Source organism: Limnohabitans sp., from assembly GCF_031539175.1.
In the GTDB taxonomy this organism is placed as follows: domain Bacteria; phylum Pseudomonadota; class Gammaproteobacteria; order Burkholderiales; family Burkholderiaceae_C; genus Limnohabitans.
In genome coordinates this window covers 1-14074 of sequence record NZ_JAVKLQ010000036.1, presented here as the reverse complement: position 1 = coordinate 14074, position 14074 = coordinate 1, and the positions used below count along the sequence as shown (strand labels likewise).

13 protein-coding genes and 1 tRNA gene are annotated in these 14074 nt (G+C 55.1%); 8 read left to right on the top strand and 6 right to left on the bottom strand.

What is annotated here, in order from left to right:
• Positions 1-9: 9 nt before the first annotated feature.
• From RMS95_RS07115 to RMS95_RS07105, 3 genes are read left to right on the top strand one after another with little or no spacing between them, the layout of a single operon-like run.
• Positions 10-1638 carry an SPOR domain-containing protein gene (locus RMS95_RS07115; protein ID WP_310644842.1) on the top strand — a complete coding sequence of 543 codons (1629 nt, stop codon included), beginning with the start codon at positions 10-12 and terminating at the stop codon, positions 1636-1638.
• A 13-nt stretch (positions 1639-1651) separates the two neighbouring features.
• On the top strand, positions 1652-2134 hold the full coding sequence (locus RMS95_RS07110) for a hypothetical protein (protein ID WP_310644840.1): 483 nt from the start codon (positions 1652-1654) through the stop codon (positions 2132-2134).
• 2 nt (positions 2135-2136) lie between these two features.
• Positions 2137-3246, top strand: a complete 1110-nt coding sequence (locus tag RMS95_RS07105) for a hypothetical protein (RefSeq protein WP_310644839.1) — start codon at positions 2137-2139, stop codon at positions 3244-3246.
• On the opposite strand, the gene RMS95_RS07100 is transcribed toward RMS95_RS07105, so the two are convergent.
• The 3 genes from RMS95_RS07100 to RMS95_RS07090 are packed head-to-tail and all read right to left on the bottom strand — an operon-like array spanning position 3243 to position 6306.
• Positions 3243-4853 carry an FMN-binding glutamate synthase family protein gene (locus RMS95_RS07100; protein ID WP_310644836.1) on the bottom strand — a complete coding sequence of 537 codons (1611 nt, stop codon included), beginning with the start codon at positions 4851-4853 and terminating at the stop codon, positions 3243-3245. The two genes, RMS95_RS07105 and RMS95_RS07100, sit on opposite strands and share 4 nt — an antisense overlap.
• Before the next feature lie 26 nt (positions 4854-4879).
• Entirely contained in the window at positions 4880-5374 is a 495-nt protein-coding gene (locus tag RMS95_RS07095; protein WP_310644834.1) for a hypothetical protein, read from the bottom strand.
• A complete protein-coding gene (locus tag RMS95_RS07090) occupies positions 5371-6306 on the bottom strand; it encodes a ParA family protein (protein ID WP_310644832.1) in 936 nt (311 codons plus the stop codon). The genes RMS95_RS07095 and RMS95_RS07090 overlap by 4 nt, the downstream gene beginning before the upstream one ends.
• A gap of 337 nt (positions 6307-6643) precedes the next feature.
• On the opposite strand from RMS95_RS07090, the gene pal reads away from it, so the two are divergent.
• The 5 genes from pal to RMS95_RS07065 are packed head-to-tail and all read left to right on the top strand — an operon-like array spanning position 6644 to position 11542.
• The gene (pal, locus tag RMS95_RS07085; protein ID WP_310644830.1) at positions 6644-7159 is read left to right on the top strand and encodes a peptidoglycan-associated lipoprotein Pal; all 516 of its coding nucleotides are present in this window, start codon (positions 6644-6646) and stop codon (positions 7157-7159) included.
• 23 nt (positions 7160-7182) lie between these two features.
• The gene (locus tag RMS95_RS07080; protein ID WP_310644829.1) at positions 7183-8088 is read left to right on the top strand and encodes an NUDIX hydrolase; all 906 of its coding nucleotides are present in this window, start codon (positions 7183-7185) and stop codon (positions 8086-8088) included.
• A 32-nt stretch (positions 8089-8120) separates the two neighbouring features.
• Positions 8121-8903, top strand: a complete 783-nt coding sequence (gene fabI / locus RMS95_RS07075; protein ID WP_310644827.1) for an enoyl-ACP reductase FabI — start codon at positions 8121-8123, stop codon at positions 8901-8903.
• A 30-nt stretch (positions 8904-8933) separates the two neighbouring features.
• On the top strand, positions 8934-10361 hold the full coding sequence (locus RMS95_RS07070; protein WP_310644825.1) for a bifunctional enoyl-CoA hydratase/phosphate acetyltransferase: 1428 nt from the start codon (positions 8934-8936) through the stop codon (positions 10359-10361).
• The gene (locus RMS95_RS07065; protein ID WP_310644823.1) at positions 10358-11542 is read left to right on the top strand and encodes an acetate/propionate family kinase; all 1185 of its coding nucleotides are present in this window, start codon (positions 10358-10360) and stop codon (positions 11540-11542) included. Before RMS95_RS07070 ends, RMS95_RS07065 begins: the two co-directional genes overlap by 4 nt.
• 19 nt (positions 11543-11561) lie before the next feature.
• Here the strand turns inward: RMS95_RS07065 and RMS95_RS07060 are convergent, their stop codons facing one another.
• The 3 genes from RMS95_RS07060 to RMS95_RS07050 form a co-directional block, all read right to left on the bottom strand.
• Positions 11562-12728, bottom strand: a complete 1167-nt coding sequence (locus tag RMS95_RS07060; protein ID WP_310644822.1) for an ion transporter — start codon at positions 12726-12728, stop codon at positions 11562-11564.
• Positions 12729-12770: 42 nt separating this feature from the next.
• Positions 12771-13517, bottom strand: a complete 747-nt coding sequence (locus RMS95_RS07055) for a TerC family protein (RefSeq protein ID WP_310644820.1) — start codon at positions 13515-13517, stop codon at positions 12771-12773.
• A 119-nt stretch (positions 13518-13636) separates the two neighbouring features.
• Positions 13637-13713: transfer RNA gene (locus RMS95_RS07050), tRNA-Met, on the bottom strand.
• Positions 13714-14074: the final 361 nt, after the last annotated feature.

Genomic DNA, 14074 nt, shown 5'->3' with positions numbered 1-14074 from the left:
TGAGCCACCATGACAGATATTTTCCAAAGCCCCGGTGACCGGCTCCGGTTTGAAATTCTCCTCAAGTCTTTGACCGAGGGGAGTATCAACTTGGCCGTTCTGAGTGAGCACGACATGGTGCTCGACTACTACGGCAATTTATTTGAAGAACGATTGCGTGCCAAAGGCAATCACCAAGTGGAGTTTTGTTTTTCCACGAACTCCGAACGCTTGGTGCAAAAGTTCAACGAAATTTTGTCGGAGCTCACACTGAATCAAGCGCTTGAGAAAGACAAAAAGCACGCGCCACGCCGGTTTTTGATTTTCCGTGACTCGATCTTGATGCAAGACTTCGAGTTGCAGTTGTTGGCGCGGCTGGTGAATGGCTTTCCTGCGGGCAACATCAACGTGATTTTGTTGATCAACAGTGCCGATGCGTATCAAAGCAAGCTCGGGGCTTTCGGTAAAAACCTCTTGCAGTGGGAGGTCGAAACCCAAGCGGGCGAGGCGAAAAAACCGCTAACCGATTGGGTGGCTGAATCTCCCAAAGATGCGCCTGCCCAAATTGAGCCCACGTTGAACCCATTTTTGGCTCCCTCGGCACCCGATAGCGGGGCGCCAGTTGACGCTGAACCGTTGAAATTGCCAACCAAAACCTCTTGGCGTGTACCTGGGTTTGGTCAGCGCGACAAACTTCCACCCACCCTAGAGCCTCTGCCACCTGCGCCCAGTGTCTTGCCTTTGACTGAGGAGTCCAGCCAGTCCGCCGCGACGTTTCTAGCTGGCGCAGCGGCATTGCCCGCGACCCCTGTGAGCGACGTTTCTCGCGAGCCAGCGCTGCATGCCAGTGATGTTTTGGTGACGCCGCCTGCCGCCGATGTTGAGGTGTTCAAGCGTCCGACCAAATCGCCGTGGGGTTGGCTCGTGTTGGTTTTCTTGCTGTCCTTGGGAGCTTTTGGCCTGATGTACCAAGATTTGGTCATGCGCGAGGTGGACGCCTTTAAGAAGTACTTGCTGCGCGGCACACCTGCAGCCATCGTTTCTGCGCAGGATGCAGAAGTGGCGGCTTCGGCGGCAAGTGCGGCAGCTGCTGCCAGTGCCGCCGCTTTGGCGTCCGCACTTGAACCCGCCAGTGCTGTGGCAGATGTGGCATCAGCGACCGCCAGTGTGGCTTCTGCGGCAGCCTCTGCGCCCCTTGTATCGCCACCACCCGCCAGCACGGTTTTGCCTGTCGCCAGTGCCCCGCCTGTTGTGATGACGGCTGTTGCTTCCGCGCCAGTGGCGCAGCTGTTGCCAACGACGAAGGTGATTGAAAAGCCTATCCCTAAAGTGGCTGAAAAACCATCGACCAAAGAGCCGGTTGCACAGCCTGATGATGCGTGGGTTGATCAATTGCCTGCCAATGGCTACGTGGTGCAATTGGCCGCGTTTGACACCGAGGCGGATATTGCTGCCTTTAAACGCAGCAATGCGATTTATGCCAAATCGCGTGTTGTTCGTGCTCCGAAGAAGGGCACGGACAAACGTTACTTTATTTTGCTGGCTGGACCCTTTGCGACCAAAGCTCAAGCCGATGCATTTATGCAGACCAGTCCTTTGCTATCTAAAGGTTGGTTGCGCAGCACGAAAGCGCTGAAATCCCAATTTAACAAGCCCTGAGAGGGAATAAATTATGAGAATTACCGGAGACGCAGATTCGAAGAAATTCGAAGGTGAGATTGAAATTCCCGACGCGGATGAGGTTGAGCTTGCTTCGAAAAAACCTGCGGGCGAGGTGGTTCGCGCGGATGACACGGTCCCTTTCGCCAAAGGCTACGACCCTGAAACGTTGCCCAAAATCGAAGTACCCGATTTACCTGAAGATGCCGTCAGCGTGTCTGCGCAGGTCTTGTCTGAAGTTCCTACGTTGACCGATTTGATGCCTTTGGCAGAAATTGATGAGTCTGACGATGAGGATCCCATCCACGCATCTGCGTTAAGTCTCGACGCGCCCGATGCTGAGCCCGCAATTCAAGCGGCCGTTCAAGTTCGATCCGCTGAAGCCGATAAACGTGCAGAGATGATGCAAGCCCGCATGGGCAAGCTCTCGGGCCAGATCAGTTCTTTGAACGACAAGCTGGATCGACTTGCAAACAGTTCCAAGATAAAGGTTTGACCATGGCTGATGACGCCCAACAACCCGCCGATGGCGAGAAAGCCCCCTTGGTGGATGTGGCAGCGACGGCAGATCGTCTGCGAGACATCGCCAGTCAATCGCTAGATAGCAACGAAGTTGCACGACAGATTGAAGAATTAACGTCGGTGGTGCTCGACTCCGCCGAGGTGTCCACACGCTCGGCTTCTGTAGCCGCTGACATCAGCGCCACGATGCGTGCGGTGGTGGTGAAGATTCAAACCACCAACCGTCGCAACATCTTGCATTCACGCATTGTGTTGGGCGTGTTCGTGGTCTGTTTGCTGGTGGCGATTGGCATTTTCTTGGGCATCAGTTTGAAGATGACCAAGTCGATCAAAGAGCTCGACACCATGATTTATGCGATGGCCAAGCGTGTGATCGAAGTGGATGCCAGTTTGACAGCCATTGGTAAAACCAACTCGGACTTCTCGGAGTTGACCGACAAACAAGATGCGCTGACTGCGACACAAACCCAAGTGGCCAGCCGCTTGGACGAACTGAGCAAAATTTTGACAGCCATGCCCACAAGCATCGCTGACCAGTCCAACAAAGTCAGCGATGCCAAGTTCCAAGCCATGCAAAAACAACTGCAAGGTTTAGAAACCAAATTGCAGTCGATGGAGGGCAAGATGCAATCGGCGAGCCAGTCGTCATCGCGTCAGCCTGCCAGCGTTGCGCCGTCAGGGCCGAGCACGCAAACGCTGTTGAATGAAATTCAAAAGCTCAAGCAAGACTTGAACACCTCGACCCAGTCGCATGACAAAGCCATCGCTGCCGCCGAACGCGCGGCCAGCAAGGCCACCGAGAAAGCGGCCGCTGCGACATCGGCGGCAGATAAAGCGTTGGCGTCTGAGCGCGCTGCCGCTGCAGAACGCGTGGCCTTGCAAAAAGCCGCTGCAGAACGTGCTGCTGCCGAAAAGTTAGCTGCCGAACGGGCCGCTGCTGTACGTATCGCCTCTGAAAAAGCAGCGGCAGAGAAAGCCGCTGCTGACAAAGCTGCGGCCGATAAGGCCGCAGCAGAAAAGGCGAAGGCGGCGGCATCTGCGCCCCCTAAAGATCGCCCGATTCAGTACCCTCGCGTTCCTGATTAAAAGCGCGCCGCACTGGCTTGTGGCCAGTCTTGGTAGACGGGGGGAAGGGCGCTGAGGTCTGCTTGAAGCAACGCGCCTGTTGCTACGGTGTCCACGAGTTCCGATAAATGCAGGGTTTGCCTTTCACTGACTCGGCGCATGATGTGGCGGGGCGTGATGTCGCTGGGTTTGTGAAGACCTGAGGCTTGCATCAACTCTTGCAGGGCTTCGAGGGTGTGTGCATGGAATTGGTGAACGCGTTCGGCTTTGCTGGGCACCACCAAGGCCATTTGACGCTGTGGATCTTGTGTGGTGACGCCTGTGGGGCAGTTGCCGGTGTGGCAAGTTTGGGCTTGGATACACCCTAAGGCGAACATGAAGCCCCGCGCACTGTTGCACCAATCGGCGCCCAATGCCAAGGCACGTGCCATGTCAAAGGCACTCACAATTTTTCCGCTCGCACCGATGCGAATTTTGTCTCGTAAGCCTACGCCAACCAAGGTGTTGTGCACCAAACGCAAGCCCTCTTGCAGCGGCATCCCCATGTGGTCTGAAAACTCCAAGGGCGCTGCACCTGTGCCGCCTTCGGCGCCGTCGACCACAATGAAATCTGGTGCAATGCCACTTTCACGAATCGCTTTGACGATGCCAAACCATTCCCATGGATGGCCAATACAGAGCTTGATGCCCACCGGTTTGCCTTCGCTTAAAGTGCGCAGTTGCTGCACAAATTGCATCAATTCCAAAGGTGTTGAAAAGCTGCTGTGGCTGGCGGGTGAGACGCAGTCTTCACCGACATTCACACCACGTGCTTCCGCAATTTCTTCGGTGACTTTGGGGCCGGGTAGCACGCCGCCGTGGCCTGGTTTGGCACCTTGACTGAGCTTGATTTCCACCATCTTCACCTGTGGCGAACGTACATTTTCGACAAAGCGCTCCGCACTGAAATGTCCGTCCGCACCGCGACAACCAAAGTAGCCAGAGCCGATTTCCCAAATCAAATCACCGCCGTGTGTGCGGTGATGGCGCGAGATAGAACCTTCGCCGGTGTCGTGTGCGAATCCGCCCAATTTGGCGCCTAGGTTCAAGGCCATGATGGCGTTGGCACTCAGCGCGCCAAAGCTCATGGCCGAGACGTTGAAGAGGCTCATGCTGTAGGGCTGGGTGCAGTCTGCCTCTCCCACCATCACGCGAAAGTCATGGTGTTCTAACTTGGACGGTGCAATGGAGTGGTTGATCCATTCGTAGCCAATGCTGCGAACGTCAAGCTGTGTGCCAAATGGACGTTTGTCTGACTCACCCTTGGCGCGTGCATAGACCAAGGTGCGTTGGGCACGAGAAAAGGGCGACGCGTCAGTCTCGGACTCTAAAAAGTACTGCCGAATTTCAGGACGAATGGTTTCGAGCATGAACCTCAGATGCCCAATCACGGGGTAGTTGCGCAAAATCGCATGGCGCGTTTGCTGCAAGTCGTACCAGCCGATGCCGCTCAATATCAAAAACAAAAGGGGCCACCATGCGCTGAGCCCAGTCACACCCGCGCCAAGCAAGGTGAAGATCAACAAAACCACAGAGGCAATGAACGCTGTGTAGCGCACTGGATAAATCTGATTGAGTTTGTCCAGCATGGGTGCGCTCCTTAGCGTGAGGGGGATTAAAGCTTGTCGTGCAGTTTCGCCGCTAATTTGGATTGCGCCAAGGCTGAAACTTCTGCGCGCAGTCGTGCAGAAGACAGTTGCTGATCAGCGGCTTGCTGGACCTCTTGCAGATGCGACATGATATTGGCTCTGAGTTCCGCCAAATCTTGATGGAGGTGGCTGAGCCGCTCTTGCAGTTCGCGTTGCAGCGCCATGCGTTGGCTCAGCAGGTTGACTTCTGCCGCGATGGTGCGCCAAGTTTGCGTCAACTCGTCCGTCGGGGAGACGCGCAATTGGTCAAACAGCTCATGAATCAGCGGGTCAAAGACGTTGCTTTTGGCTCCACCAGGGGCCGCATCTAAGGGCTCAGTCAATGTGGGCACATTGTCTGGCACGCTTTTCACAAGCGTGGGCGGGGCGGGGGGAGCCATGGGTTTGGGCTCATTCCAACCTTGGTTGGGGGTGTATTGCTTCAATCCCGTGAAAGACAAAAATTGTGGTTCGGCGCTCATTTTGTGCTCATTCCCATGGACATACGTTTAAAAAATTGTGGAATCCTCATCGAGGCCAAGCTGTTGGTGGTGGCTTGAGCGGGGACCAAGGTGCTTTTGCCAGAGGTCGCGTCTGCGCGCATTTTTTGCAAACGGTGCCGTCCTAAAATGGAGGCTTGGCTAGAGACGGTGACCATTTTGCTGGCCGTGGGTTGGTGCAGCGGCTGACGAACGATCGAGCTCAAGTTGGTGGTTGTCTTGTTGGCTTCACGTGAAGCGAGGTTGGCTTGTCGCATATCCAGCGCAGCCATCACCGCTTTGCCAAATTCGTTGAAGGATGCGCCACAAGCATCCGGCAAGTCGATCAAGTAGCCGCGTTCGAACATGTCGCGTGCTGATTGAGCTTCCAACACAGGGGGAGCCAGCATGAAGCTGACGGGGAAGCGTTGGTTTGAGAAAACGTCGCTGCGTAGTTGCTCGGCATGCACACGCGTTGGGCACATCAGTAATGTGGGGGCGCTGTGCAAGATGATGGTGTCAAACACCCAACGATGACGATTTAAAAACCCAGCCGTGGCTGAAAGTTCAATTTCGGACACAGAAGTTGGGACAATCACCAAGTCGAACTCAAGCATCAATTCGCTGGCAATTGCGTCGATCCAAGTCAAGTCGCACACCACCACGTCGGCGCGTTCGGCCGCACGACGCAAATGCAGTCGCGCATCCAAAATAGGGCGTTTCCCGCCTTGCTCGAGTGGCAAAAGATGGTGCTGCACGGAGACCCCAATTTCCGGCGCACGGTTGAGCCAGTTGCTGGAGGAGGCATGGGTGTCAAAGTCAATCAAGGTGACCGATTGGCCGAGGCGGCGCACAAATGCAGCCAAATTGGCAGCAACGGTACTTTTGCCGACGCCGCCTTTTTGGCTGGTGATCAAAATTTTAAAACTGGACATTCTTTGCTTTCAGACATCGACTGCGAACAAAAGGAGTGAGGGGCATCAATCCGCTAACTTGCATACGAATGTAACTCCAAAATCAAGAAAATCAATCAAACTAGTACTTTTTAATGATCACGGTTGTAAAAACGAAACAAAATTGGAAAAAATAATTATGGATTCGATTGTGTCAAATTACATCAATTCAGTTAAAAATATCAAAATTAATTGACTTTGTTTGTCTTTTTTGCTTGCTGAGTACGGCTCTTTACAGAGATGGCAGCGCCGCATGTGGACGTTTTAATTAAAACTGACCGTTAAAATTTGAGTGTTAATTTTTGTAAAAACTCATTTCATGTCTAAAAGCCACATTGCTCTCCTTTCTTTCATTTCTCTGGCTTTTTTGTCAGCTTGTAGCTCCACCAAACTGGACAACACCGCTGAGGTGACAGGCAAAGTTGTGGCTCCAGCACCAGGGGCTGAGTCGACCGTGATGGCGGTGGTGGCCGATCACTTGAACCCCAACAGCCTGATTTCCACACAACGTAGCGTCTACTTTGACTTTGACCAATTCGTTGTGAAAGCCAGCGATGCCCCCGTTTTGGAGCGTCAAGGCAAATACTTGGCAAGCAAGCCCAACGTGTCGGTGCGTCTTGAAGGCAACGCCGACGAGCGCGGTGGCCGTGAGTACAACTTGGCTTTGGGCCAAAAGCGTGCAGAAGCCGTGGCGCGTGCTTTGAAGGTTTACGGGGTGAGTGACAAGCAAGCCGAACCTGTGAGCTTTGGTAGCGAAAAACCACGCGCAGAAGGTCATGACGAAGCCGCTTGGGCGCAAAACCGCCGCGTCGACATCGCTTACCCTAACAAGTAACTTATCAAACGATCTTTCCTCACATGATGCAACTCAACAGTGAAGTGGTGACCAGTCCAGCGCGTGCTTCGGCCACCGTCATCTTGTTGCGTGATACGCCTCAGGTGGGGTTGGAGGTGTTCTTGTTGCGTCGCCATGCCGCTTCGGCGGTGTTGGGGGGCGCTTATGTGTTCCCAGGGGGCAAGCTTGATGAGGCCGATTGCGCGCCGAGTTTGCACAACCACTTGGACCGTACGCCCCAAGCCTTGCACCAGTCTTTGGGCGAATCTGATTTAGACGCGCACATGGCCGCTGGCTTGTATGTCGCTGCCGTGCGTGAGTCTTTGGAAGAATGTGGCGTGTTGTATGCACGCCACGCCGATAGCCAAGTGTTGGCCCACGATGCGTTGCAGCGTCAAGGCTGGCAGCAGCAGTTGCACGGGGGCCAAGGGTTTGAGCAGGTATTGCAAGATGCCGCCTTGCGCATTGACACCCAGCATTTGGCGCCGTGGTCGCGTTGGATCACCCCGCTCATGCCTTCGGTGACCAACAAGCGCTTTGACACGCGATTTTTCGTGGCGGCTTTGCCTGCCGGGCAAGCACCGATTCATGACAATGTGGAAGCCGTAGACAGCATTTGGCTCACGCCACGTGCCGCACTCGAAAAATACTGGGCACGCGAGTTGTCATTGGCGCCACCCCAAATCATGACCCTGGTCAGTTTGCAAGGCTACGCCGATGCGGCCAGCGTGTTGCGCGCAGCCGCACAGCAGCAGCCCCCCCGCGTGATGCCCGAAACCTTTGATGCCGATGGTTTGCGCCACATTTGCTACCCCGGTGATCCGCTCCATTCGGTGCAACAACGTGCCATGATGGGGCCCACACGACTGCGTTTCATCGAGGGTCGTTTTGAACCGTTGGGCGGACTCGACACTTTGTTGAACCCCTGACATTCAGGGGTCGTTTTTTGAATATTGCCACTATGACGACGCCCTCACTTTCTTCCTTTCATCTCGCAGGCAAAAAAGGCTTGGTCCTTGGACTTGCCAATGAACACAGCATTGCTTGGGGCTGCGCACGACAAGCCCAAGCCATGGGGGCCGAGGTGGTGGCCTCGTGTTTGAACGACAAAGCGCGTCCCTTCGTGGCGCCACTCACTCAAGCTGTTGGGATCGATTTACAAACGTGCAACATCGAAAACGCTGGCGAGCTGGAGGCTTTGGTGGCTTACACCCAAGCGAAGTTGGGCCGTTTGGATTTTGTGATTCACTCGCTCGCTTGGGCGCCGTTACAAGATTTACATGGGCGTGTGATCGATAGCTCTAGTGTCGGTTTTGCCCGCGCCATGGAGGTGTCATGCCACTCGTTTGCCACGCTCGCAAAGCTGTGTGCGCCGCACATGACAGATGGGGGCAGCATGATCACCATGACCTACTTGGGGGCCGATGAGGCAGTGCCGCATTACGGTTTGATGGGGCCCGTCAAAGCGGCCTTGGAATCGTTGGTGCGTTACATGGCGGTTGAGCTGGGACCGCAGGGTATTCGCGTGCACGCGGTGTCGCCTGGCCCCATTCCCACACGCGCCGCTTCGGGCATTGAGGCGTTTGATGAATTGATGCAAGGCAACATCCAAAAATCACCATTGCGCCGCTTGGTGACGTTGGACGAGATCGCCAACCTCAGCACCTTCTTGTGCACTGATGCCGCCAGCGGCATGACGGGGCAAACCATTTATGTCGATGCGGGCAGTCACGCCGTGGCTTGAGTCTTTCGCATCATCCAGAAACTTCAATTCATGTCAGACACGCCAGCCAACACCCTCACCCTCGACGCCGCTTGGTTTGAGAATTTCACCTTTGATGACATCGTGATCGGGCACTCCGCACGGTTGGTGCGCACGCTCACGTTGGATGATATTCGTGCCTTTGCCGCCGTGTCAGGCGACACCAATCCCGCACACCTCGATCCTGCTTACGCCAACGCCACGTTATTTCATGGCGTCATTGGCCACGGCATGTGGGGTGGAGCGTTGATCTCCAGCGTGTTGGGTACCACTTTTCCTGGCCCAGGCACGATTTATTTGGAGCAAAACCTGCACTTCAGTCGCCCTGTGCGCATTGGCGATACCTTGACCGTCAGCGTGACGTGTACCGCCAAGCATGAGGAAAAAAAGACCATCGATTTGGATTGCACCTTGGTGAATCAAAAAGGTGAGCGCGTGTTGTACGGTGTGGCCCATGTGATGGCACCTGCCGAGAAATTGCGCATGCAGCGCATCCAAGCCCCGCACATCAGCGTGTTCGATCCGGAGCAGCGTCATGCCAATTTGTTGGCGCAAGGGGCAGGTCTGGAAGCGGTGCGTTGTGGCGTGGTGCATCCTTGTGATGCGGACTCTTTGCAAGGGGCGATGGATGCACACCGTGCTGGCCTCATCCACGCGGTGTTGATCGCGCCTGAGAAAAAGCTGCGTGCTTTGGCGCAGGAAGCGAACATTGATTTGGGCAACGCCGAAATCATCGACGTCCCGCACAGCCATGCCGCAGCGGAACTTGCCGCGCAAATGGCGGCTGACAAAAAGCTGGAAGCCTTGATGAAGGGCAGTTTGCATACCGATGAATTGATTCACGCGGTGGTCATGCAGCCCGGCCTGCGCACGGGCCGCCGCATGTCGCATGTGTTTCGCTTCGAGACGCCCGCTTACCCCAAGCCACTCTACATCACCGATGCTGCGCTCAACATCGCCCCGAGTTTGTCCGAGAAGGCGGACATCGTTCAAAACGCGATTTTGTTTGCGCAAATCATGGGTGTGGCTGAGCCCAAAGTGGCGATCTTGGCGGCGGTCGAAACGGTCAACCCCAACATGCCATCCACCTTGGATGCCGCAGCACTGTGCAAGATGGCCGATCGCGGGCAAATCAAAGGCGGGTTGTTGGACGGCCCCTTGGCCTTCGACAACGCGGTGTCTGTGCACGCGGCTGAGATCAAGCACATCACGTCGCGTGTGGCGGGTCAAGCCGATATCTTGGTGGCCCCCGATTTGGAGTCGGGCAACATGATGGCGAAGCAACTCGAATACCTAGGCGGTGCTTCGGGTTGTGGCGTGGTACTGGGGGCGCGTGTGCCGATTGCGCTGACCAGTCGCGCCGACACGGCCACCACACGCAGCGCTTCAGCGTTGTTGGCCAAGTTGATTGCCCACCATTACCGCAGCCATCCCGCATGAGCATTTTGTCTGTCAATGCAGGCTCGTCGAGTCTGAAGTTCGCGCTCTATCCGATTCAAGGCCAAGCCATCGGTGAGGCAGAAGTCACGGGCAACATCGAAGGCTTAGAGCCTTCGGGTGAGCCCTGCATCAGTTTTGCCGCCAAAGGCCAAGCGAAGACCGTCACCGAGGTGGCTGTGCTGCCAGACCAAGATGTGTTCGACGCCGCACTCAGCGCGCTCGACATGCTGTTGATGTCCCATTTCTCACACATGCAGGTGCAGGCGGTGGCGCACCGCGTGGTGCATGGCGGTCAGTTTTTCAAAGCCAGCGTGCGTGTGACACCTGAGGTGCTGGCGCAATTGGCCACGCTCAACGCGTTGGCACCTTTGCATCAGCCGCATAACTTGGCGGGGGTGCGTGCATTTGCCGCGTCATTTCCGGATGTGCCGCAAGTGGCGTGCTTTGACACCGCGTTTCACCGCACACTGTCGCCTTTAGAAACCACGTTTGCCATTGACCGCCAACTCACCGCTCAAGGCGTGCGCCGATATGGTTTTCATGGCTTGTCTTACCAATACGTGAGTCAAACATTGCAAGGTGTATCGCCACGTTCGAGTGGCCGCACGTTGATGGCGCATTTGGGCAATGGGGCCAGTTTGTGCGCCACACGCGCCCAGGAGAGTTGCGCCACCACCATGGGTTTTTCGGCCTTGGATGGGTTGATGATGGGCACCCGCAGCGGTGCATTGGATCCCGGGGTGTTGCTCTATTTGATGGAGCAAGGTTGGACGCACGATGCAATTCAAAAGTTGCTTTACAAACAAAGTGGCCTGTTGGGCGTGTCGGGTGAAAGCGCTGACATGCGCACTTTGCGTGCATCGTGTTCTGAAACGGCGAAATTTGCCACCGACTTGTTCGCGCACCGCGTGGTGCGCGAAGCCGGCGCGTTGACGGCTTGTTTAGGCGGCTTGGATGTGCTGGCTTTCACCGGTGGCATTGGCGAGCACGATGCTGTGTTGCGCCAAAACGTGGCGCAAGCGTTGGCTTATTTAGGCGTATCCGTGGATGCCGCTGCGAATCAAGCCGCCAAGGGCGATGCGGTGTGTGCCATTCACACGGCAGGCAGCGCCGTGGAGGTCTGGGTGGTACCAACCGATGAAGGTCGTGTCGCTGCGCAAAATGCGTTGGCCTTGCTGTAGGGCTCGCTCAGCGAGGGTGTTACTTCTGTCGAAGCGCTTGCCAAATCTCGCGTTCAACGGCCGTGGATTTGGTTTCATCCGTCAGTAAGGTGTTGATTTGTGCCGCACTTTTGCCATGCGCCATGCTGCGCAGATTGCTGATCTGTTGGCGGTAGCGCTCCAGCATCACCTCAGGGTCTAGGCCTTCCGTCACATCGTGACCGACGCTGCGCATTTCGTTGCGCACGCGCTCCATGATGCGGGTGACGTCTTGTGGCGTGAGGTGCAGTCGCTCGGCTTCGGCATCCAGTGCTTGGCGATCATGGGCGGAGTAACGACCGTCGGCGACTGCTTTTCGGAATTCATTTTCAAATGTTTCACGGTCGATGCGCAGCTGGTCGGTGAAGGCCGAGGCCATCAAACCTGCGGGGATGGCAAAAATACCAATGCCCATGAGACTGATCACCACGGTCATCGCGCGGCCCAAGGGCGTGACAGGCGTGATGTCACCATAGCCCACGCTGGCCAAGGTGATCACGGCCCAATACATGGTGGCTGGAATGCTCTCGAATTTATCGGGTTGGGCCGCGTGCTCCAGCTCAAAGCCCAAGCTGGCCGTCAAAATCACCAACAGCAACATCATGAAAGCCGAGGCAAACAGCACCCTGTGCTCGCGTTGCACAGCTTTGAAGAGTGTGTTGAGCGTGCCGGTGTAGCGCGTGAGTTTGAGCAAACGGGACAAACGAAACACCCGCAAGAACCGCAGATCGACGTTTTCGTGAAAAACCAAATCAAAGTAAAACGGCGACACCGCCAACAGGTCGATCAAAGCGCTGATCGACGCCATGTAGCGCAATCGACCTTTGATGGGGTGCGCGTATTCTTCGAGTTCACAGCAGCTGTAAACGCGTGCGCTGTATTCGACCGTGAAGATCGCCACGGTCAGCCATTCCAGCAACTTGAACTCAGGCCCGAAGATGGCGTGAATTTCGGGCACGGTCTCCAAAATGATGCTGACCACAGACACCAAGACCGCCGCAATGATCACATGGTCGATGTAGCGGTGCAGTGGCCCCGAGGTGGCCGTGGGGTGCAGCAGCGAAAAGACCTTCTGGCGGACCGTTCGGCCTTTGTTTTTGGTGATGAAGTAGTGCAGCGCTTTGTATAAATTGCCGACCAGATTGATTTTTTTGAGCAGCAGCTGCATGTGGTTTTATTCAAAAAATTGATAAAACCATTTTGCCTTTGTTTATTCGCCAGGAATTCGCGCTTGGTGCAACTGCACCACATGCTTAGACCGCTTCCGAAAGCGAATATTGAGCATCTCCACAATCACCGAGAACGCCATGGCAAAGTAGATATAGCCTTTCGGGATATGGTGGCCCACACCCTCGGCGATCAGCACCACGCCAACCACGACCAAGAAGGTCAATGCCAGCATTTTGATAGACGGGTGTTCGGATACAAACTGGCCAATGCCTTTGGCAAACAGCATCATCAAGCCCACTGACACCACCACGGCGGCAATCATGATGGCCACTTCATCGACCATACCGACGGCGGTGATGATGGAGTCGAGTGAGAACACCAAGTCAATCACCATGATTTGCAGAATGACGCTGGCCAGCGTTGCTTTGGCTGCGCTTGCGGCATTGTTTTCTTCGCCTTCAAACGATTGATGAATTTCACCTGTGCTTTTCCAGATCAGGAACAGGCCGCCGATGATCAAAATCAGGTCTCGTCCCGAAATGGCCTTGTCCATCACTGTGAAAATCGGTTCGACCAATCCGACGATGACCGACAAAATCAGCAACAAGCCGATGCGCATGAACATGGCCATGAACAGGCCAATGCGCCGTGCCATTTCCCGTTTGGCGGCAGGCAGCTTGTCAACCAAGATGGAAATAAAGATGATGTTGTCGATGCCCAGTACCAGCTCTAAGGCGGTCAGTGTGCCAAAGGCGATCCAAGTTTGCGGGTTGGTCAGTAAGTCCATGCGAAGTTTTCCAAATGAAGGCCTGCAGGATAGCCATTCATGAAAAAGCATGCGGTTTGTAAGGCATCCGCGCTGCGCCAAAGAAAAAACCCACAGTCGCAAAACTGTGGGTTTTTATTTGGTGGTGGTAGCGGGATTTGAACCTGCGACATCAGCATTATGAATGCTGCGCTCTAACCAACTGAGCTATACCACCGACAAGGCGACATTGTAAACCATTTTTGAGGCCCTCTCAGGCCCTTGAGTCGCTGTGCGTTGTGGCTGGAAAGGCTGTGCTCATGGTGTGCAAAGGGCTCACGCGCGTGCTGTCTATGTCTTGTGTCTACTGTTCGCGGCCAACTAAGGGTCTTCTCAAGCAGTGCCTCGAATTTCTCGAGAAGCACATCAATTTGGCATGGATATATTTTTAAATTATTAAAAGGCGGATTCAAGGACGAAGTGCAACACGCTTTAACGAGGCATGGAATACCTCGTGAGGTGTCTTGAATCCTAGTCGCTTTCTGGGGCGATGATTCAATCGGTTTTCAATCATAGTCAATTCCTCATCCGTCACGGTT

Excerpts from the sequence above, each read along its gene's own strand:
- RMS95_RS07115 (WP_310644842.1), top strand. The coding sequence starts at position 10 with ATGACAGATATTTTCCAAAGCCCCGGTGACCGGCTCCGGTTTGAAATT.
- RMS95_RS07105 (WP_310644839.1), top strand. The coding sequence starts at position 2,137 with ATGGCTGATGACGCCCAACAACCCGCCGATGGCGAGAAAGCCCCCTTG.
- RMS95_RS07095 (WP_310644834.1), bottom strand. The coding sequence starts at position 5,374 with ATGAGCGCCGAACCACAATTTTTGTCTTTCACGGGATTGAAGCAATAC.
- RMS95_RS07070 (WP_310644825.1), top strand. The coding sequence starts at position 8,934 with ATGTCAGACACGCCAGCCAACACCCTCACCCTCGACGCCGCTTGGTTT.
- fabI (WP_310644827.1), top strand. The coding sequence starts at position 8,121 with ATGACGACGCCCTCACTTTCTTCCTTTCATCTCGCAGGCAAAAAAGGC.
- RMS95_RS07060 (WP_310644822.1), bottom strand. The coding sequence starts at position 12,728 with ATGCAGCTGCTGCTCAAAAAAATCAATCTGGTCGGCAATTTATACAAA.
- RMS95_RS07100 (WP_310644836.1), bottom strand. The coding sequence starts at position 4,853 with ATGCTGGACAAACTCAATCAGATTTATCCAGTGCGCTACACAGCGTTC.
- RMS95_RS07055 (WP_310644820.1), bottom strand. The coding sequence starts at position 13,517 with ATGGACTTACTGACCAACCCGCAAACTTGGATCGCCTTTGGCACACTG.
- RMS95_RS07080 (WP_310644829.1), top strand. The coding sequence starts at position 7,183 with ATGATGCAACTCAACAGTGAAGTGGTGACCAGTCCAGCGCGTGCTTCG.
- RMS95_RS07065 (WP_310644823.1), top strand. The coding sequence starts at position 10,358 with ATGAGCATTTTGTCTGTCAATGCAGGCTCGTCGAGTCTGAAGTTCGCG.
- RMS95_RS07090 (WP_310644832.1), bottom strand. The coding sequence starts at position 6,306 with ATGTCCAGTTTTAAAATTTTGATCACCAGCCAAAAAGGCGGCGTCGGC.
- pal (WP_310644830.1), top strand. The coding sequence starts at position 6,644 with ATGTCTAAAAGCCACATTGCTCTCCTTTCTTTCATTTCTCTGGCTTTT.
- RMS95_RS07110 (WP_310644840.1), top strand. The coding sequence starts at position 1,652 with ATGAGAATTACCGGAGACGCAGATTCGAAGAAATTCGAAGGTGAGATT.